The sequence below is a fragment of the Bradyrhizobium sp. SK17 genome, assembly GCF_002831585.1.
GTDB lineage: Bacteria > Pseudomonadota > Alphaproteobacteria > Rhizobiales > Xanthobacteraceae > Bradyrhizobium.
Window position 1 is genome coordinate 3,364,369 of sequence record NZ_CP025113.1, and the last position, 24,831, is coordinate 3,389,199.

The following is a 24,831-nucleotide window of genomic DNA, read 5'->3' on the forward strand; positions in this document are numbered from 1 at the left end:
AGGCGATGCAATGGACCGCACTTCTCCTGTCCCGGGTACAGTTCGCCTTCACGGTCTCATTTCACATCATTTTCCCGTCCTTCACGATCGGCCTTGCGGCATGGCTCACGGTGCTCGAGATCTGTCATCAGGTCACCGGCAAGCCGGTCTACCGTCGTCTATTCGCGTTCTGGCTCAAGATATTCGGTGTGACGTTCGGCCTCGGCGTCGTGTCGGGCATCGTGCTGGCGTTCGAATTTGGGATGAACTGGAGCCGACTCTCGGAAGTGACGGGGCCGATCCAGGGGCCGTTGTTGACCTATGAGAGCTTCACCGCCTTTGCGCTGGAAGCGTCATTCTTCGGCGTGCTGATCTTCGGCCGAAACCGCGTGCCGCCCCTGGTCTATCTGTTCTCCACCATGATGGTGGCGCTTGGCACCACCTTCAGCGCGTTCTGGATCATGGTGAACAATAGCTGGATGCAGGCTCCGACCGGCTACGTCGTCGAGCACGGCATCTTCGTCCCGACCGACTGGAAAGCAATCATCTTCAGCCCGGTCGTCTGGGTCCGCTTTCCGCACATGCTGGTCGCCGCATATCTGACGGGCGCCTTCTGTGTCGCAGCCACTGGCGCTTGGTACCGATTGAACGGCAAATTCGGGGTCGAAGGCATGCTGATGCTGCGAATGGGGCTGTTCTTTGCCGCCATTCTGATTCCGATCCAGCTATTCCTGGGACACCTCAACGGCGACTACGTCCATGAACGTCAGCCGGCGAAATTTGCGGCGATTGAAGGCCGCTGGCACGACGAGCAGCCAGCGGGCGAGGTTCTGATCGCGATTCCCGACGAGGCAACGGAATCAAACCTTGTCGAGCTGAAAGTCCCCTACCTGGGCAGCCTGATCGCCTCGATGCGGCTCGACTCCAAGGAGATCGGGCTGGGCAGCTTTGCGAAGGAGGACCGGCCGCCCGTCGCGATCCCGTTCTTTGCCTTCCGCCTGATGGTCGGCTGCGGGCTGGCGATGATGGCGCTCGCGTGGTTGGGGTCGCTTCATCTCGTGATTCAACGCAGGACAGGAGAGCGGCTGCTGCTTTGGGCAACTTTCGTAAGCTTTCCGCTTCCCTTTATTGCGACGTTGACCGGATGGTTCACGGCGGAAGTCGGCCGTCAACCCTGGAGCGTCTACGGTGCGCTGCGTACCGCTGATGCCGTCACGCCCACCTTGACGGTGGCGGCCGTGATGGTGTCGCTAGCGATCTTCGTCGTCGTGTATGTCGTCATCTTCAGTTTTGGGACGATCTATGTGTACCGCCTGCTGCGTGCGGGGCCGATCGCGTCCGATCATGTCGCGGCCGCCAATCCGAAGCGCCCGCTGGCGGCAACTGCCGCCGAATTTGGCCCGGGCGTCGCGCGGGAGAGCTCGACATGATCCTGTTCTGGGCTGGGCTGCTCGCAGTGACCATATTGCTCTACGTAGTGCTCGATGGATTCGATCTCGGCGTCGGCATTCTGTTCGCGTTCGCGGACGAGCCCGGTCGGCGCCGGATGCTGGCTGCCATCTCACCGGTCTGGGACGGCAACGAGACCTGGCTGGTGATCACCGGCACTGTCCTGTTCGGCGCTTTTCCGGCGGCCTATGCCGCGCTGCTGTCGGCGTTCTATCTGCCGCTCGTTGTGATGCTGTGCGCGTTGATCCTGCGCGGCGTCGCATTTGAATTTCGAGCCAAGGCGTTGGTCGGGTTTCGCTGGATTTGGGACCTTGCTTTCGCGGGGGATCCCTGGTTGCGACCTTCGTCCAGGGAATGACGGTCGGCGCGCTGGTCGAGGGCCTGCCCATGAAGGGGGGGCACTATGTCGGGGGAACGCTGGGTTGGTTCAGCCCGTTCGCCGTGCTCTGCGGCCTTGGGCTCGTGCTTGGTTACAGTCTGCTCGGCGCGAGCTGGCTGGTGCGCAAGTGCGAAGGACAGGTGAGGAATCGCGCCTACCGGCTGCTGCCGGTGTTGACCGTCGCCGTCGTCGCGTTCCTGGCCACCGCGTTCGTCGTCGCGCTCACCATGCATCTCGGTCTGATGGGACGCTGGCTGGAGCGCCCCTACCTCCTGATATTCCCAGGGATCGGAGCGCTCGCCTCGATAGGTCTGCTCAGGAGCGCACAACGGCATGATGATCTAGGTCCGTTCAGATTCTCGACGTTGATTTTCGGGGCGGCCTTCGGCACGCTGGCCTGTTCGTTCTGGCCCTACATGATTCCGTTTGCGCTCACTGTCGACCAGGCGGCGTCGCCGAGCACGAGCCTGAACTTCATGTTCTGGGGTGCCGGCCTGTTCGTGATGCCGCTGACGCTGATCTACACGCTGGTGGTCTATCGGCTGTTTCGCGGAAGAGTTGCAGACGCAAGTTATGAATAGCGCGTGGGCGTCATGAACACTGCGGTTGCCGATCGTCCTTTGACCTTTGCGGGGATGCGGGCGAGTTCATGGACGCTCGCGATCAGAATTTGGCTGGCGATCATCCTCGCGCTTTATGTTGCATTCTGGCTTGAGCTCGAAGCGCCGTCGACGGCAGCGCTGACTGTCACGGTGCTGGCCTTGCCGACCCGCGGTCAGGTGCTTGAAAAGGCATTCTTTCGACTCGTTGCGACCGTCCTGGGGATAACGGCATCGATTGTCATCGTCGGTATATTCGCGCAGACCGAGATCCTGCTCCTGATCGCGTTCGCTGCGTGGTTGGGAATTTGCGTCTATGCGGCCGGGCTGCTGGATGGCAACCGTGCATACGCGGCTGCGCTCAGCGGCTATACGGTTGCCATCGTTGCCATTCAGCAGATCGACAATCCGCAGCACATATTCGAATCCAGCTTGGCGCGCGGCGCAGCCATTACCATTGGAGTTCTCGCCGTCACTTTCGTAAACGACCTGCTGGCTGCGCCTAGCCAACATCCCGAGTTGGTGGCCAAACTCGACTCTGTTCGCCTCCAGCTCGTCAGCCGGGTGCGTAGTGCCTTGCATGGAGAGGTCCCGCCGGCTATTGCCGAAGCCGGATTCTTGCACAAGGTCGTCGCGTTGCGGCCGGAGATCAATGGGCTCGCGGCCGAATTAAGCAGTGGCCCAGTCAGGAGCATGGCTGCTCGAAATGCGATGATCGGGATCGTAGCCCAATTGTTTGCGGTCCGCGCCGTGCATAGATTGGCTGCGGCCTGTCCGGAAAGCGTGCGTGACCGTGCCATCTCTGCGCTGGAAAACGGACACGTAGTCGACGATTCGTCCGATCTTAACGTAATCGCTCTCTCCTGGACGATGGATCATCTGCGTCGAACGAACGAGGAAACGCAGAGGCACATTGAAGAGTTGAAAGCGGGCCACCGGCCGGCGCGTGCATGGCGCGCGCGATTGTACCGATCGCACCGTGTCGTGGCCGAAGCGAGCATTCGAGCGGGAGGCCGCTTCCTACTCGCGGCGGCGATCTTCGCTATGAGCGGTTGGACATCCGTCGACATCTCGCTGTCGTTCGTTGCGATCATCATCACGCTTGGTTCAACGGCTCCCGATCCACGTGCCTTCACGGTCGTGGCGGCTATCGCAGCTCCTATCGCCGCACTCTTCGCCGGAATTCTCGAGTTTGCCGTTCTCGACGGCGCCACGGCATTTCCCATGCTTGCCATCGGCCTGATGCCCTTCACGATTGGATCGGCGCTGCTCATGACCGTGTCAAACCGGGTCCTGTCGGCACTAGGCCGCATCAACCTAGTCTGGATTCTGCTCCTTTTCTCGCCAAACAATCCGCAAACCTATAATCCGGAGAGCTTCTTGTTTGCGGTTCTCTTCCTCGTGCTTGCTACAAGCCTGCTGGTCGGAGTGGAGATCGTCATTCCGTCCGTATCGCGAGACCGATGCAGGTCCTGGCTCCTCGCGTCCGTGCGTCGGGACTTGAGAAATCTGCCATCCAGGGGAAAACCTGAATTGCTCCCGGAGGAGGCGCTGTTTCGCGATGCCAGCCGGGTGGCTCAGATCCTGAACGCCGGCGACAACGGGGCCGCACATCTGGTATCGGTGTACGAGGCGATGGCTAGTTTTGACAAGGCAGCCGCTCTTCGGTTCTGCGAGGTGGAGCTTGACCTGTTGACACCAGGGCCTCTGGAGTCTGAGGTTGCTACGGCGTACGCCGCGATAGCTGCGAAGCATCCCAGTTCGATGGTCGCGAGTGCCGCCGCGTTGCGGCAGGCGGCATCTGTCCGCAGTATATCTGTAGCTGGCGCCAGTGCGACGCTCGCGCTTGCGAGCCTCATGTTCGCCGGAACGGGGCCCATCGCGGGATTTGGCGCGGAGGCCACGTCGTGACGCAGGCCTATCGGGAGCTGGTTATTGGCGGTGTATTGGTCGCGCCCATCGTCACCTATGCGCTCATAACCATCGTCGCGATACTACTGCTACGCCCGATCCTACATCGAATCGGGTTTGCCAACCTGTTCAGCAATCCACCCGTTGCAGAGCTCAGCCTCTATGTCGTGATCTTCGGGCTGCTCGCACTGTCGTATTAGGGAGAGCGTCGTGGAACCACTGGTCTCCGTGAGTCTAGCAGCAACCAGCGACTCGCAAGCCGCGAGGCCGGATGGTGGTGGCAGCAATAGCGGAGATCGGTCGCCAACTCCGCCGACGGCTATGATGCGCAGCGATGCCGTGCTCGATTCTGGTGTCGCGCGAGACACGTCTGCGCCTGCAACTGAGAAGACTCATCTGCGGGTGGCGAGCTTCCTCGCGGCGGTCGCGAAACATCTCGTGACTGTCTGCATAGCGCTTGCTGCGATCCTTGTCGCTCTCTTGACGTGGCAGCGATACGTGATGGCTCCTTGGACCCGTGATGGCACGGTGCGTGTTCAGGTCGCCAACATCGCGCCACAGATATCGGGACAAATCGTCGATATACGCGTTGTCGACAATCAATTCGTCCGCAAGGGCGACGTGCTCTACACTGTTGATCCATTCGACTTTGAAGTCGCCAAGCTCGCGGGCGCCGCAACGGTGCAGCAGCGTGCCGCTGACCTCCAGATCAAGCAGCTCCAATCTGAGCGGCGTCAGCGCCTCAGCGATCTGGCGACCACCCCGGAAGAACAGCAGATTTACGCCGGAAATGCCGTTCAAGCCAAGGCCGCGCTCGATGCCGCGCAGCAACAGCTCGCACAGGCCGAGATCAATCTGCGAAGAACCAAGATTTTTAGCCCTGTTAACGGCTACGTCACCAATCTGCTGATGCGGGTCGGGGATTTCGCACATGCAGGGACGAGCAATATCTCGGTCATCGATACCGACAGCTTCTGGATCGATGGCTACTTCGAAGAGACGAAGATGGCTCAGGTTTGTGTCGGCGATCACGCCGAGGCAAAGCTGATGGGTTATGCCCAGCCGATCATCGGCCATGTAAGTACCGTGACCCGAGGCATCAGTGCGTCGAACGCGGCATCTGGTGCACAGGGATTACCCAATGTCGACCCGGTCTACACCTGGGTGCGGCTTGCTCAGCGCGTGCCGGTTCGCATCGCTATTGACCAGGTTCCGCAAGGTGTGCCTCTGGTCTCGGGAATGACCGCGACGGTAACGATTGGGCAACAAGCGGCGGCTGATGACTCGTACCGGCTCGGTCGTTTACTGCAAAACGTTGAAGACCGGCTCACTGATCTCTTCGTTGGACCCAAGCCGCGTCTAGACTGCTTGCCAGTCACGACCCCGCAACTAGGCCCAACGGCAACAATTCCCATTGAAGTGGCACCGGAAGCCAAGTCTCTCGATCAGATCAATCCTGGGCTCGCACCCGGTTTGAACCGGCGACCCGAGGGCCACTGATGTCACTATCGCTGATCGAGGGGAGACCGAGGCGGCTGATGGGCGGTTTTGGCCTTTAGGCCGCCGTGCGGGCGATGCCAATTGTAGTGATGAAGCCAGATCTGTCATTCGGCCTGCAATATTGCCCCCCTAAGCCGGGGGTTCGGCGTCCAAAATTGACCCCCACCACTGGGCTATTGCGCCACCTGCTTTGGGCTAAAGCAGGTGGTTGGGGATGCTGGTTGTGGAGACGATTGCGCGCATACGGCGCGAGCACTTCATCAAAGGCAAGACGATCAAGGAGATCGCCCGTGACCTGAAGGTGTCGCGGAACACGGTCCGGAAGGTGCTGAGGTCGGGAGAGACCTCGTTCGAGTACGAGCGGTCGGTGCAGCCGCGGCCAAAGCTGGGACGATGGGCAGTAGAGCTTGACGGATTGCTGGCGGCGAACGCGGCCAAATCGGCTCGTGAACAGCTGACGTTGATCCGGATCTTCGAAGAGCTGCGCGGCCGCGGCTACGACGGCGGTTACGATGCCGTGCGGCGTTACGCCAGGCGGTGGAGCAAAGAACGCGGGCAATCGACCGCGGCGGCTTATGTCCCGCTGAGCTTTGCCCCAGGCGAAGCCTACCAGTTCGACTGGAGCCACGAGGTGGTCTTGCTGAGCGGGACCACGGTGATGGTGAAGGCCGCCCATGTCCGGCTCTGTCACAGCCGCATGCTGTTCGTGCGGGCCTATCCGCGGGAGACGCAGGAGATGGTGTTCGACGCCCACGACCGGGCGTTCGCCCTGTTCAAAGGCACCTGCACCCGCGGCATCTACGACAACATGAAGACCGCCGTAGAGACGATCTTCGTCGGTAAAGGGCGTCTCTACAATCGCCGCTTCCTGCAGATGTGCAGCCACTATCTGGTCGATCCAGTCGCCTGCACGCCGGCGTCGGGCTGGGAGAAGGGGCAGGTCGAGAACCAGGTCGGGCTGGTTCGGGAGCGCTTCTTCACGCCGCGGCTGCGGTTCAAAAACCTCGACGAGTTAAACGCCTGGCTGCTCGACAAATGCATCGCCTATGCCAAGGCTCATCGCCATCCGGAGCTGGTCGATCAGACGATCTGGGAGGCGTTCGAAGCCGAACGCCCCAAACTCGTTCCCTATGCCGGCCGCTTCGACGGCTTCCATGCGGTGACGGCATCGGTCTCGAAGACCTGCCTGGTGCGCTTCGACAACAACAAGTACTCGGTCGCAGCCAGCGCAGTCGGACGGCCGGTCGAAGTTCAAGCCTATGCCGATCGCATCGTGATCCGTCAGGATGGACGCATCGTTGCCGAGCACCCGCGATCCTTTGGCCGCGGCGATACCGTCTACGACCCGTGGCATTATGTGCCGGTGCTCGCCCGCAAACCCGGCGCCTTGCGCAACGGTGCTCCCTTCAAAGACTGGGTGCTGCCGGCCGCGATCGAGCGGATCCGGCGCAAGCTTGCCAGTACCGAAGATGGCAATCGGCAGATGGTCGACATCCTCAACGCGGTGCTGACTGACGGTCTGCCCGCGGTGGAAGCGGCCTGTGCCGAAGCGCTCGGTCATGGCGTCCATTCCGCCGATGTCGTGCTCAATATCCTGGCCCGTCAACGTGAACCCGCTTCACCGGCCAACATCATGACGCCGGCCGCACTGACGCTCCGTCATGCGCCGATTGCCGATTGTGCCCGCTACGACAACCTCCGGAGGACCATCTGATGGAACGAACCCAAATCTTCGACCTCATGGGCGAACTCAAGCTCTACGGCATGAAGGCTGCCTTCGACGAGATCATGGCAACTGCCGTCAAGCGCCAGCACGAACCTCAGCGCATTGTCGGCGACCTGCTCAACGCCGAGATCAACGAGAAGCAGGCCCGCTCGATCAAGTACCAGCTCACCATCGCCAAGCTGCCGCTTGCCAAGGACATCGCCGACTTCCAGTTCGACGGCACGCCGATCAATCAGACTCTCGTCAATGATCTCGCTGGCGGCGGCTTCATCGCCCAACAACGCAACGTCGTGCTGGTTGGCGGCACCGGCACAGGGAAGACCCACCTGGCCATTGCTATCGCCAGAAGCTGCATCCGATCCGGTGCCCGCGGCCGCTTCTTCAACGTAGTCGACCTCGTCAATCGCCTCGAGACCGAGACCCGCAACGGACGGCAAGGACGGCTCGCCGAGCATCTGACCCGGATGGACTTCATCGTGCTGGATGAACTCGGCTATTTGCCCTTCGCCCTGTCCGGTGGCCAGCTCCTCTTCCACCTCGTCAGCCGGCTCTATGAGCGCGCCTCCGTCATCGTGACGACCAATCTCGCCTTCGGCGAATGGCCGAGCGTGTTCGGCGACGCCAAAATGACCACGGCGCTGCTCGACCGATTGACGCATCACTGCGACATTGTCGAGACCGGCAACGATAGTTGGCGGTTCAAGAGCCGAGACGACGATCACGCCACCCGCGCTCGTCTCGCCTCCGCTATCCCGGCCAGCTCCGACGAGACGAGCGCTACCAGCAAAGCCCGCCGCACGAAGGGGTCAAAATTGGACGCCGATGAGGGGTCAAATTTGCAGGCCGATTGACACCTCGGCATTCGCGCCGAACATGACGACGCTGATTGCATTGCGCTTCCTGATGGGACTCGGTCTCGGTGCCGAGAACGTCGTCGGCTACTCCATCATGGCGGAGTTCTTCCCGGCCCGCGTGCGTGGCCGCTGGTCCGGTTTGATCTGCACGCTCGTCACTGCGGGGCTGCCAGCCTCCGCACTACTCGCGTGGTTGCTGGTGCCGCAATTCGGTTGGAGGGTGATGTTCGTGCTGGGCGCGGTGGGAGCCCTCGTTGCCTGGATTCTCCGTCGAAACCTACCAGAATCGCCGCGTTGGCTGGCGTCCGTCGGCCGTGATGCGGAGGCCGACGCGCTGGTGTCGAACTTCGAGCGCGAAGCTGCGATCAAGCTTCCACCTGTGGAGGCTCCTGCGTACTCGCCTCCGGCACCTCACGTGGGCGATCTTTTTCGCGCTCCCTATGTTGGCCGTCTCATCGTGGGGTGCGTCTCGCTGATGGTGGTCAATACCCTGATCTACGGCTTCATCACATGGCTGCCGACATTCTTCGTCGGTCAGGGCGAAACGATCGCCCGCAGTACCGGATATGCGCTTCTCATGGCCGTAGGAGGGCCAATCGGATCGGCTCTTGGCGCAATGTCTGCCGACGCGTTTGGCCGCAAGTCGACCATTATCGGTGCGGCAGCAATAACGATTGTCTTCAGCATCTTCTTCTCGCTGTCGACCAACTCGTCGATGACGGCGGTGCTCGGCCTCCTCTTGACGATCCCGATCTATGTGTTGGTCGCTGCGCTCTTCGCGGTCTACGTGCCGGAATTGTTTCCGACCGAATTTCGCCTGCGGGGGGTCGGTATCTGCAACGCCGCAGGCCGATCCGCCAGCATCATCGTTCCACTGTTCGTTGCGCCGATCTTCACGGAATTCGGTGTCGGAGGCGTCCTGACGATGATGGTGGTGGCGCTTTTCGTTATGATCATCGTCGTCGCTTCACTCGGGGAGGAGCCGGAGCGAAGGCCGGCTGAGGAAGCAACGGCCGCAGCGTAGCGCCGCGGCAGGAATTCAGGACAAGCGAACTTTCTAACACACCTTCGAGGATCACCCGCGAAGGCACAGTAGAGTTTTGTCTCATCATAGGGGGTTGAAATGTCATTTCGCGGTCGCTTGCTTGCAATTGCGCTTACGATCTCGATCGGCACTGGCGTCGCCTACGGCGCGGACGTTGATCCGCTGTTAAAGGCTGCAAAGCCAGATTCCATCTTTCCGGCGTTCTCCGTCAACGACAACCGAATCACATATTCGTACCTGCCGGACGGCACGGATCCCGGTGTGCCCGGCAAAACGGCCAAGCAGGTCTACTCTTTCACGCACTTTGATTCGTGGGCCTATGGCACCAATCTGATCAACCTGTCGTTGCTCAAGTCCGATCACAACGATCCGGCTCAGCCGTGCGCGGCCGGGCGGACGGGATGCTCCGGCGCAACTGAGTTCTACGGGACGATCCGAAGCACGTTCGGCTTCAATCAGATCTTTAATACCAACGCGTTCAGCGTGGGGCCGTTGCACAACGTATCGCTGGAGGTCGGTGCGGACGGCGAAGTTGAAAACAATGCACTATCGCCCGCCAAGCGGGTCGGTGTCGTTGGGCTGCAGTTCGCGTTCGATCTGCCCTACAAGGGTTTCTTCAACGTTGCGCCGATGTACTACAAGGAGCTCAATCATAGCGCGTTCATCCCAGCGCCATACGACAGCAATCAGAACTTCGACAGCACCTGGACGATCGAAACCAACTATTACATGGATCTCGGATTTCTGCCCGAGTACCTGCCACTTTCGGTGAGTGGCCGGGCGGCCTGGACTGGCCCGAAAGGAACTGGCACCAACATGCCGGGCACGCTTGCAAGAAAGCTTGAACTGAATAGCGAGCCGGTCCGGTTGACGCTCGATGCCAGCAAAGCCTTCATGGGCCCGCAATATACTCACCTCGTCGACGTCTGGGTCGCTTATCGTTACTGGCAGAACAAGTTCGGTCTCGATCACAATGTTGCACCCCAGTGCGTCGCGGCCAACAGCGGGGCATGCACTGAGTCTTCGGTGTACACGGGCGTCACTGTGAAGTTCTAAGACCGGCGAATTGCCGTCCTCGTCTCTCCCAGCTGGGCCGCCACCAAAGTGGCGGCCACATTTTTCTGTATGGCAAAGGCGACTGCACTCGAGGCGCTCGTGCAAACGACGATATCAGTTGCGGTTATTGCTGCGCGTCGACCCGGATCGGCGGGAGGGTGTCCACGAGGCCGAAGCGGCGTTCGCGCGGCGGTATCAGGTTGACGTGATAGCGGTTACGCGTAGAGCCCCGGGAAGATCAGTCGATCGCGCGGATGCGTGATCACAAGGGCTGGCGTTCATCAGCCGGAAGCGGCATTACTAGAAGAACGGACACTGGCGACGTTGTCTGATTGGTCAGGCGGCGGTCCTCGCCGGCGGCGATGCGGCAGGAATCCCATCGGTCGAGGACAACCTCGGTCTTGCCATTCGATACGTGGACGGTACCGTCAAGGACCACATACATCTTCTCCTGCGGTGACGAGGATAGCGTCGTCCCGCCGCCTGGGGCGATCGTCGAAACGCCGATCCAGAACTCGGAAGAGGGGCCGGCTTCCCTGCCTTGCAGGCGCACCATTGCCATCTCAAAGTGACCCGGTGCGTTGTAAGGCGGCGCTTCGGTGAAGCGTACGACATGCATGATCAGTCTCCCGGGCGCAGCACGATGCGGTCGCGCGAAGAGCCAATCACTGCGGTGTAGGCCGCCTTGGCGTCACGTAGCGGATAGATGGATGATGCGGTGATCTGGAACGGTCGAAGGAAGCCGCCGGCAAAGCCCGGCAGCACGCTGCGCAGGATTTCAGCGCTTTCAACCGATGAGAAGGCGAGGGTGTCTACCCCGACATAGGTGTGCCGCCCACGATAGAATTCCAGGATGTTGAACTGGACGATCTTATGGACCGCGGCGATCAGGATCTGCCGGCCGGCCTTGGCGAGCGAGCGATGGGCATCGTCGAAGTAGGGATCGCCGACGGTGTTGAACACGATATCTGCGCCATGGCCGTCGGTCAGTTCCCGCACTCCGTGCGCGAGGTCCGTCGTGGCGGAATTGATGATCTCGATCGGAGCGTTGGCATGGCCTTCGTACGGTTCGTCCTTTCGCACAACGCCGATCACCTTGGCGCCGTACCAGGTCGCGAGTTGGGCCGCAGCCTGGCCGACCTTGCCGTTCACGCCCATGATGAGAACGTGCTCGCCCGGCTTTGGCGTGCCCGTCCTTCGAAAGCCCTCGATGGCCGTCACGAAGGGCACGCCGATCCCTGCAGCCTCGTCCATCGAAATACTATCGGGCTTTTCGACCACGGCCTCGGCTTCGACGACGACATGGCTGGCATGGGTACCATCGCGGCGGATTCCGAGATCGCCCGATGTGCCGAACACAGCCTTGCCGCGCAGCTCACGAGGTCCATCGACCACTCGACCCGAAAAGTCACGGCCAGGGGTCCGCGGGAATACCGCATAGGGCATCAAGCCCGTCGCGGCCTTGACGTCCGACGGATTGACGCCGGCAGCCTCGATTGCAACCACGACCTCGTGCGGTTGCCGCGCGAGCGAGTGTTGCTCGATCGCAGGCGCGATCGCTGCCACATCGGCGGCCTTGGCATTGAGCCGCACGCAGGCCGCCTCGACGGCGACATCTGGTTCCGGTCTGGCATTCATGGCGTGCTCCTAAACCGCGACCTTCGTCGCAGGCGCGGGCAGGCCAACGATCTGCCGGGCGTCCGCGATCGTCGCGATCGCACCCCCAAGATCCTCGACGATGCGCCGTGCCTTGGCGACCATTTCGGCGTTCGAGGTCGCGAGCTGTCCGCGCGCGAGATAGGCTGAATCCTCGAGGCCAACGCGCACGTGACCGCCGGCAAGATAGGACTGCGCAACCGTCGTAAACGCGGCCTTGCCAATGCCAATTGCGGTGAACTCCGCATCCGATGGCAGCAGGTCGCGTGCGTACAGCACGGTTTCTGGACCAGGCTGGAAGCCGTAGCGGACGCCCATCACGAAGGAGCAGAGTATCGGCCCTTGCAGCGTGCCGTCGGCGTTGAGATCGCGCATCAGGGCGATGTCTCCGGAATCGAACAATTCGATCTCCGGTCTGACGCCAGCATCCACAATCACCTTCGCCATGCGACGAACGTTGGCCGGGGTGTTGATCACAACCTCGCGGCCCGAATTCATGGTGTTGAGATCGAGCGTGCAGATGTCGGGTCGCAGCGCGGCGATATGCTCGACCCGCTTCTCAGGCACCATCAGGGTCGTGCCCTCGGCGGCAACTTTCGGGTCGTCTTTAGACGGAACGAAGCGTCCGCCCGGTCCCGTTGTGATGTTGAGAATGAGTTCGGGATTGCGAGCGCGGATGCGTTCCACGACGTCGACATAGTGATCGAGCAGCATCGAGGGACGACCGGTCAGCGGGTCGCGGACGTGAATGTGCACGATCGCGGCGCCTGCGTCCGCCGCGCCTAGGCAGGCGTCAGCGATCTGCGCCGGAGTGATGGGAAGATGAGGCGTCTGCTCGGGCGTCGTCAGATTGCCGGTGACGGCGCAGGTGATGATCACCTTGTCGCGTGGGGATCGCATCGGACGTTCCTTCAGAGTGATCGGCCGCCGTCGACCACGAAGGTCGTTCCGGTGGCGAAGCTGAGTTGGGTAGCGCAAGCGACGATCGCGGAGGCGATGTCGTCCGCGGTCGCGATCCGCTTCAGCGGCGTCGTTGCCGCCGTCTTGGCGTTGAAATCGGTGCCACGGCCCGGAACGAAGCCGGTGTCGACCACGCCGGGCGCGACCGCGAGCACCCGCACCTCGGGCGCCAGCACGCGCGCCAGCGATTTGGTCATGACGTCGATGCCCGCCTTGGCCGCGCAGTAGGCGATCGAGGAGCCGATACCGTTGGTGCCTGCAATGGACGAGATCGAAACGATCAGGCCGTCTCCACAGGCTTTCAGCAGCGGTGCGAAGCTGCGGATCGCTGCGAATTGTCCGCGCCAGTTGACGGCAAACATGCGGTCGATCAGCTCGTCGTCCAATGCCTCGAGGTCGGCGTGTGGGACGGGCTTGGTGAAGCCGGCAGCATTGACCAGCACGTCCAGACGGCCAAAGCGTTGCTCGATCTCGACGCGCAACGTCGTCAGCGTATCCGTCCGTGCCACGTCGGCAGCCAGCGCAGCGTGGCCTTCCCCCGCTAGGGTGCGCAGCACAGCGGCTGCCGCAGCCGTTTCCTCCGGCACGTCGCGGTGGCTGAGCGCTACACGAGCGCCAAGCTCTGCGAAGCGCCTCGCGGAGACGGCGCCAATGCTGCCGGCGCCGCCGATAACGAGCACAACCTTGCCCTTCATGGATGGGTTCATCGTTCGACTCACTTGATTGGTGGTTTGGGAAGAATCGCTTCGCCGTTTTCCATGACAAGGCGGTGGTTCAGCGTGTACCAGGGCGCGCGAACGCCGGCGGCCAGCGGTTCGCCGTGATCGTGCCGGCGATAGTCGCCGACCAGCGCCCGGGTCACTCCGAACACGACGTCGGTGTGGAGATGCTCGTCGTCATCGACGAAGATTTGCGTGACGAGCGTCTTGTGGCCGGGCTTGAAGCCCAGGAAGTGGATGTGCGCCGGCCGGTAGGGGTGCCTGTGTTGGGCACGCAGCATATCGCCGACCGGGCCATCGGTCGGTACGGGATAGCCGGCCGGCTTGACTGATCGGAACGAGAACTGCCCGTTGGCATCCGTCGTGAACTTGCCGCGCAAGTTCATGTCGGCCTGCGTCTCGTCCTGGTTTTCGTAGAGCCCGACCGGCGAGGACTGCCATACGTCGACCTCGACATCGGCGAGAGGTTTGCCTGCGGTATCGACGATCTCGCACGCAACGAACAGCTCGGGGCCGGGAGTTGGAGAGCGGACGATGGATGCGCCGTTCTCTGTCCTTGGCGAGTTGGCCCGCCAGAATGGTCCGAGCAGCGCGGCTGCGGTTTCAGTAGCCCCGCCGTTTCCGTTGTTCAACAGACAGACCAGCGTCGAGAAGCCGATCGCGTCCGCGAACAAAATGCCCTCGTTGTGGCTGTCGTTTGTTGCCTGTCCGATCCGGTTCAGGAAATCGATGCCAAGATCATACTCGGCCTCGGTGAGCTTCACCTCGCAGGCAAAGGCATGGATGTGTCTGACGAAGGCCTCCATCACCGCCCGGAGTCGCGGATTGTCGGCTGCCGACATCGCGCGCACCACGGTCGGGGTAACGTCCTCAAGCCTCTCGATAATGCCATTCGACATCTCAAGTATCCTTCCTGCAATCGATTGTAATCAGTAATGCAAACGATTGCATATAGTCAATGGTCGCTGTATCATGAAATCGTGAATTCGCTAACCGCTAGGAATAACTGAGTGAATCGGGCTGTCCCGACAATCAAGCAGATCGCAGACGCCACCGGCGTCCATCCGTCGACGGTGTCGCGGGCTCTCGATCCGAAGAAACGGCATCTGGTGGCTGAAGATGTCGCCAAAAGGATTTCGGCTGAGGCCGAGGCGCTCGGCTATCAGCCCAATCGCCTGGCTGCGAATTTGCGGCTCGGCCGATCCGATCTGATCGGCGTGCTTCTGCCGGACATCGCCAATCCGGTGTTTGCGCCGATTCTCGGCGGCATAGCCGAGGCCCTTGCTGCGGAAGGTTATGCGCCGATCGTCGCGGATGCCGGTAACGCATCATCGCAACAGATCTCCTTTGTCGAGAGACTGCTTAGCCAGCGCGTCGACGGCCTGATCCTGGCGACGGTATCGCAGCAGGATGAGCTTGTGGGATTCTGCATGCGACGCGGTCTCCCAGTGATCCTGGTCAACCGATCCGAAGCGCGCGATCGCGTCTCGTCGGTTGTCTCCGATGACGGAGCGGGGATGCGTCTTGCCGTCGAACATCTCGTCAGCCTCGGACACAGGCGCATCGCACATGTCGCAGGCCCGCTGTCCACTTCAACTGGCGCGCTGCGGTACGACGGCTTCCACCTTGCGATGGCCGGGCACGGCTTGACGGGCGCCGTGCGCGAGGCGGCGGGCTATGCCCGCGAGGCCGGGGCGCAAGCCGCAGCGGATCTGCTTGCTGGGGCGCGCGATCTGACCGCAATCGTTGCCGCGAACGACTTGTTGGCCCTCGGTGTGCTTGATGTGCTGAAGGCGCGGCGCCTGCGGTGCCCGGAGGACATCTCGCTCGTCGGGCACAACGACATGCCGCTGATGGACGTTGTCTCGCCGCCGCTGACCACCGTGCGCATCGAACACAGGGAGATGGGACGTCGCGCCGCTCTAATGCTGATCGACACGATCAGGAACGGGTCGGCGACGGTACGACACGACGTACTTCGTCCTGAGCTCGTCGTAAGAGGCTCGACTCGTGTCGTTTGATCGTTCCGGTCGTTCGCGCAAAGGACTTCTCGTCGAGATTTCGATCTGTCGCGCAATGTGTGGGGCGCGCTCAGGGTCTGGATCGGCGACTGAACCCGAGCGGCCCACGTGCAGGGTGGGTGAGGCCGGCCTCGGCCGGCCTCGCGGCTGTTATTTTCGCTGAGCGCTGACGACCTGTCCGACCAGTGTGGCCCAGGGCATGTTCAGTGCGCCGTAGACGGCGCCGGCCTCTGGGCGGGCGTTGTCCTTGAGGATCTCGACCATCAGCGTGGCGTAGTCCGAGACGACCACACCGGCTTGCTGCATGCGGAGCAGCCCGGTCTGGTGCTTGGTGTTGCTGAACGTGCCGCATGCATCGACGGCCACGTAGGATTCGTATCCCTTGCCGATCGCGGTGATGGCTGGAAACGCGGCGCAGACCTCCAGCGAGACGCCCGCGAAGATCAGCTTCCGACGCCGGGTTGCCTCGATTGCTGCGGCGACCTTAGGATCGTCCCAGGCGTTGACCGACGAGCGGTCGATGATGGTCACGCCGGGCAGTGCGTCGACGAGCTCGGGAATGGTCGGTCCCCAGAGGCTGTCACGCGCGGTGGTGGTGACCACTAGCGGAAGCTTGAGCACCTGCGCGGCCTTGGCCAGCGCCACGACGTTGTGCTTCAGCTCGCCGATGGAGTAATCGCGGACGCCCGTCAGGAGCCCGACCTGGTGGTCGACCAGCACAAGCGCCGCATTATCGGACGTGAGGGGTGAATAAGCTTTGGTTTGATCGGTCATTGTAGTCTCCTTGTTTGCATTGGATTGAGCGACGGCAACCGGAGCGGCGGTCACGGCCGCGGCAGCCACCCCGAGGCCTGCACTGTGTAGAAATTGACGCCGTTCCATGTGTGAACTCCCGTGTGGATGCTCGCAGTTGCCCTCAGCGGCCCTGTCGGAGCGGTGGTGTCTGCTGACAGTGCCGAAATAGACCCTCGACGATCGGCAAGATAGCTGCCATTTTCAAACTTATCGTCCAAATGGTTGGATGATCGGAGGCGCCCATGCTCGATTTGAATGACTTCTACTACTTCGTGCAGATCGTCGATCGAGGAGGGTTCACATCTGCTGCACGAACTCTGGGGACACCGAAATCGACATTGAGCTACCGTATCCACCAGTTGGAGGAAGGACTCGGTGTGCGTCTTCTCAATCGGACCTCGCGCCGCTTCGGCATGACGGATGCGGGCGAGGAGTTTTATCGCCATGCGGTGGCGATGCTTCAGCAAGCCGAGCAGGCTGAAAACGTCATGCGGCTCCGCTTGTCCGAGCCGTCCGGCACGGTCCGCTTCACGGTCGGTGTCGCAGTAGCCCAGTTCGGGATGCGCGACATGATCATCGGGTTCATGGCGAAGTATCCCAAGGTGAATCTCGTCCAACATGCGACGGATCGAGCCGTCGATCTTGTTGGCGAGAACTTCGATGTGGCCATCCGAGCCCACTCGGCGCCGCTGCCGGACTCGGCATTGGTTCAGCGGACGCTCACGCCGGCGCCGTGGTTCTTGTTTGCCGGTACCAAGTACATCCAGGAACATGGCATGCCATCGAGGCCGCAGGATCTCGCCCAGCATCCCTCTCTCTTCATGATGAGAGGAGGCGTCTCGCCATCCTGGCGGCTTCGCAATCCCGGCAAGGGAAACAAGGAAGCCGTCGTCCTGCCGCTGGCACCACGGTTGCTGAGCGACGACATGGTCTCGCTGAAGCAGGCTGCGCGTGCCGGATTGGGGATTGTCGCGCTTCCGGGATATGTGTGCCGGGACGAAGTTCGATCAGGCAAGCTCACCCGGGTCCTTCCGGAATGGTTGGCTGACAGCTCCACCATCACCGCCCTTATTCCATATCGCCACGGGCTATTGCCGTCGGTTCGGGTTTTCGTAGACCATCTCGCGGTCGAGTTTCCGAAGGTTGTCCTCCTCTGATCACGGATCGTCCAATCAATTGAACGGTAAGTTATGAAAAGAGCAACTTCTGGATCGATCAGACTTTCAGTAGATCATCTCCAGCGACACGCCGTCGAAGGAGAGCCACATGTCACTAAGTCTGAACATTGCACAGCCGGAATCTCGGCCTCGCGCCGGCAGGTTGGGGCAGCCGGTCAAGGGCCACGCGCACAAGATCGGGACGGGCTTCAACGCGATCCACTTCAGTGAGGACATGTTCGACGGGCAAATGGATCCGCTGATCATGGTGGATCACTTCGTCATGACCGATCCCACCTTCGAGCCGCACCTGCATGCGGGAATTTCCGCGGTCACTTTCATCTTCGAGGATGCGGTGGGCGATTTCCTGAACCGCGACACGCTCGGCAACAACATCGCGCTGGCGCCAGGGGACCTGTACTGGCTGGCCGCTGCACGAGGCGCAGTTCACGACGAACGTCCCGATCCAAGGGGTGCACACACCCATGCCTTGCAGATATTCGTGAACCTGCCGGCGCGCCTGAAGACAGAACCGGCCCATTCCCTGCACGTCCGTGCCGCGGACATGCCCAGGTTGACGGGACCCGGCTACCAAGTTCGCGTCGCTCTCGGTGAAGCTGGTGAAGGACAGGGAGCGCACGTTGGGACACAGGACTTCACGCTGCTCGATGGTGTTCTCTCCCGAGGCGCAAACTTTCAGCACCGCCTTCCTGGCGGCCAGGCAGCTTGGATTTACGTGGCGTCGGGCGAGTTGCAGATAGAGGTAGACGCTGAACGCCGGGTGATTTCCGCCGGGTCCTCAATTGTCGCTGCCGCAGCTGTTGGCGATAGCGATCTGAACCTGAGCGGTGGTGATGCTCATTTTGTCTTGATGGCGAGCCCACCGTTGCGGGAGAACTTCGTCAAGCACGGTCCGCTGGTCATGAGCTCCAGTGCAGACGTCCGACGAACGCTGGCCGACTACGCCGCCGGCAAGTTCGGCAAGATCGCCGGCTAATCCCGCACATCCATCCCATCAACCGTTTCGGCTTGCCTCGCGCGGCCGGAGTTTCGCGCGCCGGTATTTCCTTGACTCCGAGAAGGTATCAACCATGTCGAACCCAAAGATTCTTATCGTCTTCTACTCGCGCAATAGCTCGACAGAAACCCTCGCGCTGGCGATCGCAGAGGGAGCACGGTCAAAGGGCGCCGAAGTGCGCCTGCGCCGGGCGCGCGAGCTGGTCGGTCCGGAAGTCATGGCATACGCGCCAGGCTGGGCGGAGAGTGCCGCCGCGATGAATGCCAAGTACGAAGCACCCACCGCGGATGATGCCGTTTGGGCCGATGCGATTGTCTTTGGCACCCCCACGCGGTTCGGCAACGTCTCATCGGAGCTGAAGGCCTACATCGACAGCCTCGGAGGCGTCTGGTTCCAAGGCAAGCTCAATGGAAAGGCCGGCGCGGTGTTCGGCGCCACATCGTCGAAGCATGGCGGCAACGAATCGACGCTGCTGTCCCTGTACAACGTGCTGGCACATCTCGGCCTCATCATCGTTCCGCTCGGATACTCGGATCCCTCACTGTTCAAGGCCGGCTCGCCCTATGGCGCGACCTTCTTCTCAAAGGGGGACACGGAGAAGCCGGGCGAGGATGAGCTTGCGGTCGCTCGCTATCAAGGTGAGCGTGTTGCGAGCGTTGCCAGCAGCCTTGCTCCGGCCGCTGCTTGAGTGCAACCGGGGCACACGAGTAAGCGTGTGCCCCAACTTTTTCACGAGCCGTAGCCTCCTATCTCATCTAGTGAGGTTGGACGTGAACAGAGCTTTCATCGAGCCGAAAAGATCGGCATTTCCGTCAACTGAAAGACATAGGGTACTTCCAGGGCCTCAAGCTCCGCACGCTGGATGTAGCCGCTGCGCACTGCCGAGGATTTTTTTGTGAGCACTGCAAGATCGTTCAATAGCGCTGCAGTCGCTCTGACGATCGTTGCTTCGGTGCGCCGCACTCTTGTTCGGCCAGATAGGGCTAACCTGATGAGGGAAATGCGAAGATGATGCTCAAACTACTTGCGGGAACGACAATGGCAGTTGCGGTGATTTCGGGGGCGGGAGCGGCTGAGTCCAAGGGGACGAATAGGGCGATCGTCCTCGTTCATGGCGGATTCGTCGATGGTTCGGGCTGGGAGGGCGTTTACAAGATCCTGAAGAAGGATGGTTACGACGTCACCATCGTCCAGAACCCGACGACATCGCTCAGTGCAGATGTCACGGCCACCAAGGCCGCGATACACGCGCAAACAAAGCCGGTTATTCTGGTTGGTCATTCCTATGGAGGGGCAGTTGTCACGGAGTCCGGCACCGACCCAAAGGTGGCCGGACTAGTGTATATCACGGCCTTTGCACCCGAGCAGGGCGAGTCCGTCGCAAAGCTTACGTCCAATCCCGCTCCAGGTGCACCGGTGCCACCGATCGTTCCTCCGCAGGATGGCTTCCTATTCCTCGACAAGGCGAAGTTCGTGGCTTCGTTCGCTGCGGACGTGAAGCCCGATCTGGCTGCCTTCATGGCCGATTCGCAGGTTCCATGGGGGCTTGATGCTTTGAATGGCACGATTACCGTGCCGGCCTGGAAGAGCAAGCCCAGTTGGTATCTCGTGGCGACCGACGACAAGATGATTCCGGTCGATGTCCAGCGGATGATGGCCAAGCGCGCTGGCGCAAAGACTGTCGATCACGCAGGCAGCCATGCCATCTATGTTTCGCAACCCGCCGCGGTCGCGAAACTGATCGAGACTGCCGCCTCCGAGGCAAAGTAGCGAGAAAGTTGGCGTTGGCGCTACTGAGACAGGCATCGCCTGTCCTCGAGCGCCGACGACAACCGGCAAGCTGTATTGCAGGCGTCAAGTTGACGATAGGACCGTCGTTGCCGTTGCTGCGACGGTCCGGTAAGCGTATGCGGAGGAGGGGTCTTCCGCATGACCATCAACGCCAATCTCAATATCGTCGACGTTGCAACGGTCCCCATCGGTCTACCGCGCAATACGGATCGCAAGCTTGCGGTCCGGGCGCTCGTACGTTCACAGCTCAGCTCGGCCGATATCAGCTATGGTTTCAAGCAGGCCGGTACCGCAGCGACGTTTCCGGTCTGGGAAGATGCTTATAGTATCGGCGTTCGCTTCAACGACGAGAGAAGCAACATCTTCGTCGACGGCAAGAGCTTCACGGGCCCTCATCGCAAAGGCGAGGCGCACATTCTCTACCTGTCCGGCGTCGAGCAGATCGACTTCTCGACGCCCCGCCATACCATGGAGGTTTTGCTGAGGCGCAGCTTCATGCGCGAGATCGCCGACGATCTGGAGGTAGCGCACGTCACGGATGTTGGCCGTGGCCTCTTCCATATTGTAGATGATCAGGTTCTCCTGAATTTGGCGTTGCGTATCCATCCCTATTTTGACGCACCCGAGACGCTCGACCCGCTGCTTGCCGATCATTTCATGTGGACGCTCGGCATATACATTTGTGCGCGTTACGGCGATCTCTCTACGCGACGCCCGGTGGTCGGGGGCTTGAGCACCTGGCAGGAGCGGCTGGCGAAAGACATCATCGAGTGGAGTATCGTCGATGGGGTCGGCCTGGCTGAGATTGCCGCGCTCTGCGGAATACGCACGAGCCAGTTCGCTCACGGCTTCAAGCGATCAACGGGCATGGCGCCCTTCCAATGGCTGCAGCACCGTCGCATTGCTCGTGCAAAGCGGCTTCTCGCGGCGGATCGAACCCCGCTCGCGGATGTCGCGCTCGCCTGCGGCTTTGCGGACCAGAGCCACCTGACGCGTTGCTTTGGAAGGCTCGTCGGCGCAACTCCTGGCGTATGGCGAGCGGCGGTGTCTTGAACGGTCGAAGTCGTACCTGTGCCTTGCCGGGTTGCAGTGGGCTCCATCGCTGTTGCACGTTCGCAAGCGAAGATCTCAATCCGCGTTTGGGCGTTGGCCGGCGATAGCATTGAAGCCGCCTTCCAAGAAAGTGCACAGGTTCCCGTACATCGTCAGGAGATCCTTGGATTTGAACTTTCCCCGCGACAGGGTCTCGATTCGCTTCGGCCTCGCGCACGCGGTTATCATCGCGCCAACCGCAAAGAAGAAAGCCTGGTGCAGGACCTCGCTGGGCACCTGCGGCAGGCTGCGCTGTAGCTCGCTCAGGTACTCTCGCGCCACCGCGTTGAAGTGCCGTTCCGTGAGCTCCGCCCACTCCGGACTGCCGCCCGCACTTCCGACGAGCTGGGTGTAGTTGCGCCATCCCGGTTCGTTTCTCGAAGCCCGAGCCATGATGGCTCCGACGAACCCCTCTACCAGAGTACGCACCGGAATCGGGGACCCCTTGCTGTGCGCGCGGGCCCGCTCGAGGAACGCCAGCCGCTCGGCATTCAGAACCTCCGAGCGTCGGCCCAGAACCTTGTCCATAAGGTCGTGCTTGGAGCCGAAATGGTATCCGACAAGTGCGAACTGATAGTCCGCGTCCGCGGCGATATCGCGGATCGAGGTGCCGTGAAATCCATGCCAGGCAAAGAGCTTCTCCGCACTGTCCAAAATGCGTTCCCTGGTTTGCTCACTGTCGGCTCGGGGCTGTGGTACGCGCTTTCGAGGCGCGCTTGGTCGTGAGGTTCTAGTCGTGGTGGCCATGGCTGCTGGTTTGAGATGATAGGGCATGACGCCGCCACCTACGGCGGCGTTTTAGTCCTGAAAGGCGACGTCAGCTTACCCATTTGTTTCAATCTTTGGAACGGGGATATCCGGTTCGATCGTCGTCGTCCATTCGCGCGCAACTACTAGTCCAACAAGCCCGGGAGTCAGTAGACACGCGGAAATTCTAATATTATACGTACGTATAATCAAAGTACGGCACTGGCGCCGGTGCTTCAGTTCGAAAAGCCTTGGAGGCAATATGATCACTAACCCTCTGCAGGGCTGGACGGTGGACCGGCGGCTCGTAACGCCCGTCGGCGTTGACCTGAAGCGCCCCGAATGCGTTCTGGCCGAACCCGGCGGCGATCTGTGGGTGGCCGATGCCCGCGGAGGGGTCATGCACATCCGGCCCGATGGATCGCAACGACTGGTCGTACAGCAGGCAGACTCGCATTTCGACAGCACTGGCGATTTGCAGAGCCGCTTCACGTCCGGGACCCTACCGAACGGACTGGCGTTCGATGCCGACGGAAATCTGCTAATTGCGAACTTTGGTACCGATCGACTGGAGCTGATGCGGCGTGACGATGGCCAAAGCAGGGTGCTACTCGACACAGTCGACGGCCAGCCTATAGGAAAGACGAACTTCGTCTTGCGCGACTCCCAAAATCGGCTGTGGATCACGGTGTCTACGCGCATCAACCCATGGACAGATGCGTTGAGGCCGGGCATCCGCGACGGATACATCATCCTTCTCGACGAACGCGGCGCGCGCATCGTCGCCGACGGATTCGCGTTCACCAACGAGGTGCGTTTGGACGCGAAGGAAGAGTGGCTTTATGTCGTGGAGAGCGCCGCGAAGCGGATCTCTCGTCTGCGGGTGGCGGCCGATGGCTCGTTGTCCGAGCGCGAAGTGTTCGGGTCGTCTTCCTTGGGCGCCGGTTCGCCGGACGGAATGGCCTTCGATGCCTTCGGTAACCTATGGATCACGATGATCATGTCCGACCGGCTGGTGGCAATCACGCCCGAGGGCGACGTGCTGGAGTTGCTGGACGACGGCAATCCCGAGGCCAATGCTGCTCTCGAAGCTCATTCCGCAGCCGGCACATTGACGATGGATGTGATGGCAAAAGCCCACGGCACGCTTGCGCCGTGGATGGCCAGCGTCACTTTCGGTGGCCCCGATCTGCAGACCGTTTACCTCGGCAGTCTGATGGGAAGCACGCTTGCCAGCTTCCGCTCGCCAGTTGCCGGGATGCCGTTGGCCCACTGGCGCTTGCCGCGCTAGACGACTAGTACGATTTTGCCGATATGCGCGCTGGTCTCCATCCGCCGGTGCGCGTCGGCAGCCCGTTCCAGCGGGAAGGTACCGTCCATCGGTGGCTTGACACGACCATCGCGCAACAACGGCATCACCTTGGCCTCGATGGCTGCGACCATCGCCGCCTTTTCCACAATGCTGCGGGGACGCAACGTCGAGCCGGTGTGGTGCAGCCGTTTCGACATCAGCTTGGCGAAATTGGCGGTAGCCTTCAGAGCTCCTGACATGAACGCGATCTGAACGATGCGGCCCTCGATCGCCGCAGCCTCATAGTTGCGGTCGACATAATCGCCACCGACCATGTCGAGGATGACATTGGCGCCGGCGCTGTCCGTGTACCTCTTCACAGCCTCGACAAAATCCTCGGTCTTGTAATTGACCGCATGATCGGCACCGAGCTTGAGACAGGCGTCTGCCTTGTCCTGCGCGCCGACAGTGACGATCACCTTGGCGCCGAATGCCTTGGCAAGCTGGATCGCCATCGTGCCGATGCCCGACGAGCCGCCATGGATCAGCAGCGTCTCGCCGGCCTTCAGCGCGCCGCGTTCGAACACATTGTGCCAGACCGTCATCAGCGTTTCCGGAATGGCGCCGGCTTCCTGCATCGACAGCGAAGGTGGCACGGTCATCGCCTGGCCGTCCTGTGCGATACAATATTGCGCGTAGCCGCCGCCGGCGACCAGCGACATCACCTTGTCGCCGATCCTGTGTCGCGCAGCGCCTTCGCCGAGCGCGACCACTTCGCCTGCGATCTCGAGGCCGGGCAGGTCGCTTGCGCCGGGCGGCGGCGGATAGGAACCGGAGCGCATCGAGACGTCGGGACGATTGACGCCGGCGACTTCAACTTTGACCAGGATCTCGCCTGGCTTCGGCACCGGCAACGGGCGGGTCTCCGGAACCAGCACCTCTGGGCCGCCGGGCCTGCTGATGGCGATGACGGTCATTTGCGCGGGCAGATTGGGCATGGTTCGTCCTTCGTCACTGAAGTACATCGAAGCGGAGTAAAGGTGATTTGAGGCCGAAGCAGCTAGGGCGGCAGTTACCCCGAGGATC

General features: G+C 61.4%; 22 protein-coding genes and 2 pseudogenes. 16 read left to right on the forward strand and 8 right to left on the reverse strand.

Annotated elements, in window-relative coordinates:
* Positions 1-5 precede the first annotated feature (5 nt).
* The 9 genes and pseudogenes from CWS35_RS15690 (at position 6) to CWS35_RS15730 (ending at position 10,498) form a co-directional block, all read left to right on the forward strand.
* Positions 6-1,409, forward strand: coding sequence for a cytochrome ubiquinol oxidase subunit I (locus CWS35_RS15690; RefSeq protein WP_100952420.1), 1,404 nt, complete (start codon positions 6-8; stop codon positions 1,407-1,409).
* Positions 1,406-2,388: pseudogene (cydB, locus tag CWS35_RS15695) on the forward strand (cytochrome d ubiquinol oxidase subunit II). The gene CWS35_RS15690 and the pseudogene cydB overlap by 4 nt, the downstream one beginning before the upstream one ends.
* A 12-nt stretch (positions 2,389-2,400) precedes the next feature.
* A complete protein-coding gene (locus CWS35_RS15700) occupies positions 2,401-4,317 on the forward strand; it encodes an FUSC family protein (RefSeq protein ID WP_100952421.1) in 1,917 nt (638 codons plus the stop codon).
* Positions 4,314-4,517, forward strand: coding sequence for a DUF1656 domain-containing protein (locus CWS35_RS15705; RefSeq protein ID WP_100952422.1), 204 nt, complete (start codon positions 4,314-4,316; stop codon positions 4,515-4,517). The genes CWS35_RS15700 and CWS35_RS15705 overlap by 4 nt, the downstream gene beginning before the upstream one ends.
* A 124-nt stretch (positions 4,518-4,641) precedes the next feature.
* Positions 4,642-5,817: a biotin/lipoyl-binding protein gene (locus CWS35_RS15710; RefSeq protein WP_371682872.1), complete on the forward strand. Its 1,176-nt coding sequence runs from the start codon at positions 4,642-4,644 to the stop codon at positions 5,815-5,817.
* A gap of 214 nt (positions 5,818-6,031) precedes the next feature.
* Positions 6,032-7,522 (forward strand): annotated as a pseudogene (istA, locus tag CWS35_RS15715) (IS21 family transposase); the annotation flags it as partial.
* An 8-nt stretch (positions 7,523-7,530) separates the two neighbouring features.
* Positions 7,531-8,394 (forward strand): IS21-like element helper ATPase IstB, encoded by an 864-nt coding sequence (gene istB, locus CWS35_RS15720; RefSeq protein WP_100952425.1) that lies wholly within the window; start codon positions 7,531-7,533, stop codon positions 8,392-8,394.
* Entirely contained in the window at positions 8,366-9,421 is a 1,056-nt protein-coding gene (locus CWS35_RS15725; RefSeq protein WP_100952426.1) for an MFS transporter, read from the forward strand. The genes istB and CWS35_RS15725 overlap by 29 nt, the downstream gene beginning before the upstream one ends.
* Positions 9,422-9,520: 99 nt before the next feature.
* Entirely contained in the window at positions 9,521-10,498 is a 978-nt protein-coding gene (locus tag CWS35_RS15730) for a hypothetical protein (RefSeq protein WP_100952427.1), read from the forward strand.
* A gap of 262 nt (positions 10,499-10,760) precedes the next feature.
* On the opposite strand, the gene CWS35_RS15735 is transcribed toward CWS35_RS15730, so the two are convergent.
* The 5 genes from CWS35_RS15735 to CWS35_RS15755 are packed head-to-tail and all read right to left on the reverse strand — an operon-like array spanning position 10,761 to position 14,732.
* Positions 10,761-11,117: a cupin domain-containing protein gene (locus CWS35_RS15735; RefSeq protein ID WP_100952428.1), complete on the reverse strand. Its 357-nt coding sequence runs from the start codon at positions 11,115-11,117 to the stop codon at positions 10,761-10,763.
* Between the two features lie 2 nt (positions 11,118-11,119).
* The gene (locus tag CWS35_RS15740) at positions 11,120-12,136 is read right to left on the reverse strand and encodes a zinc-binding alcohol dehydrogenase family protein (RefSeq protein WP_100952429.1); all 1,017 of its coding nucleotides are present in this window, start codon (positions 12,134-12,136) and stop codon (positions 11,120-11,122) included.
* Positions 12,137-12,145: 9 nt separating this feature from the next.
* Complete coding sequence (locus CWS35_RS15745) at positions 12,146-13,054, reverse strand: 3-keto-5-aminohexanoate cleavage protein (protein ID WP_100952430.1); 909 nt, start codon at positions 13,052-13,054, stop codon at positions 12,146-12,148.
* An 11-nt stretch (positions 13,055-13,065) separates the two neighbouring features.
* Positions 13,066-13,809 carry an SDR family NAD(P)-dependent oxidoreductase gene (locus CWS35_RS15750; protein WP_245438989.1) on the reverse strand — a complete coding sequence of 248 codons (744 nt, stop codon included), beginning with the start codon at positions 13,807-13,809 and terminating at the stop codon, positions 13,066-13,068.
* 20 nt (positions 13,810-13,829) lie between these two features.
* The gene (locus CWS35_RS15755; RefSeq protein WP_100952432.1) at positions 13,830-14,732 is read right to left on the reverse strand and encodes a dioxygenase; all 903 of its coding nucleotides are present in this window, start codon (positions 14,730-14,732) and stop codon (positions 13,830-13,832) included.
* A gap of 111 nt (positions 14,733-14,843) precedes the next feature.
* Here CWS35_RS15755 and CWS35_RS15760 point away from each other — a divergent pair, with 111 nt between their 5' ends.
* The gene (locus CWS35_RS15760) at positions 14,844-15,854 is read left to right on the forward strand and encodes a LacI family DNA-binding transcriptional regulator (protein ID WP_100952433.1); all 1,011 of its coding nucleotides are present in this window, start codon (positions 14,844-14,846) and stop codon (positions 15,852-15,854) included.
* Positions 15,855-16,004: 150 nt separating this feature from the next.
* On the opposite strand, the gene CWS35_RS15765 is transcribed toward CWS35_RS15760, so the two are convergent.
* Positions 16,005-16,628, reverse strand: coding sequence for an isochorismatase family protein (locus tag CWS35_RS15765; RefSeq protein ID WP_100952434.1), 624 nt, complete (start codon positions 16,626-16,628; stop codon positions 16,005-16,007).
* Between the two features lie 263 nt (positions 16,629-16,891).
* Here CWS35_RS15765 and CWS35_RS15770 point away from each other — a divergent pair, with 263 nt between their 5' ends.
* The 5 genes from CWS35_RS15770 (at position 16,892) to CWS35_RS15790 (ending at position 21,668) form a co-directional block, all read left to right on the forward strand.
* Positions 16,892-17,806 (forward strand): LysR substrate-binding domain-containing protein, encoded by a 915-nt coding sequence (locus tag CWS35_RS15770; RefSeq protein WP_100952435.1) that lies wholly within the window; start codon positions 16,892-16,894, stop codon positions 17,804-17,806.
* Between the two features lie 109 nt (positions 17,807-17,915).
* Complete coding sequence (locus CWS35_RS15775; protein ID WP_100952436.1) at positions 17,916-18,803, forward strand: pirin family protein; 888 nt, start codon at positions 17,916-17,918, stop codon at positions 18,801-18,803.
* A gap of 94 nt (positions 18,804-18,897) precedes the next feature.
* A complete protein-coding gene (gene wrbA, locus CWS35_RS15780) occupies positions 18,898-19,512 on the forward strand; it encodes an NAD(P)H:quinone oxidoreductase (protein WP_100952437.1) in 615 nt (204 codons plus the stop codon).
* Positions 19,513-19,862: 350 nt separating this feature from the next.
* On the forward strand, positions 19,863-20,594 hold the full coding sequence (locus CWS35_RS15785; protein WP_245439056.1) for an alpha/beta hydrolase: 732 nt from the start codon (positions 19,863-19,865) through the stop codon (positions 20,592-20,594).
* A 159-nt stretch (positions 20,595-20,753) separates the two neighbouring features.
* Positions 20,754-21,668, forward strand: a complete 915-nt coding sequence (locus CWS35_RS15790; RefSeq protein WP_168226336.1) for an AraC family transcriptional regulator — start codon at positions 20,754-20,756, stop codon at positions 21,666-21,668.
* Positions 21,669-21,743: 75 nt separating this feature from the next.
* Here the strand turns inward: CWS35_RS15790 and CWS35_RS15795 are convergent, their stop codons facing one another.
* The gene (locus tag CWS35_RS15795; protein WP_157817155.1) at positions 21,744-22,361 is read right to left on the reverse strand and encodes a TetR/AcrR family transcriptional regulator; all 618 of its coding nucleotides are present in this window, start codon (positions 22,359-22,361) and stop codon (positions 21,744-21,746) included.
* A gap of 355 nt (positions 22,362-22,716) precedes the next feature.
* On the opposite strand from CWS35_RS15795, the gene CWS35_RS15800 reads away from it, so the two are divergent.
* Entirely contained in the window at positions 22,717-23,745 is a 1,029-nt protein-coding gene (locus CWS35_RS15800) for an SMP-30/gluconolactonase/LRE family protein (protein ID WP_100952440.1), read from the forward strand.
* Here the strand turns inward: CWS35_RS15800 and CWS35_RS15805 are convergent.
* Positions 23,742-24,743, reverse strand: coding sequence for an NAD(P)H-quinone oxidoreductase (locus CWS35_RS15805; RefSeq protein WP_100952441.1), 1,002 nt, complete (start codon positions 24,741-24,743; stop codon positions 23,742-23,744). The genes CWS35_RS15800 and CWS35_RS15805 overlap by 4 nt on opposite strands.
* Between the last annotated feature and the right edge of the window lie 88 nt (positions 24,744-24,831).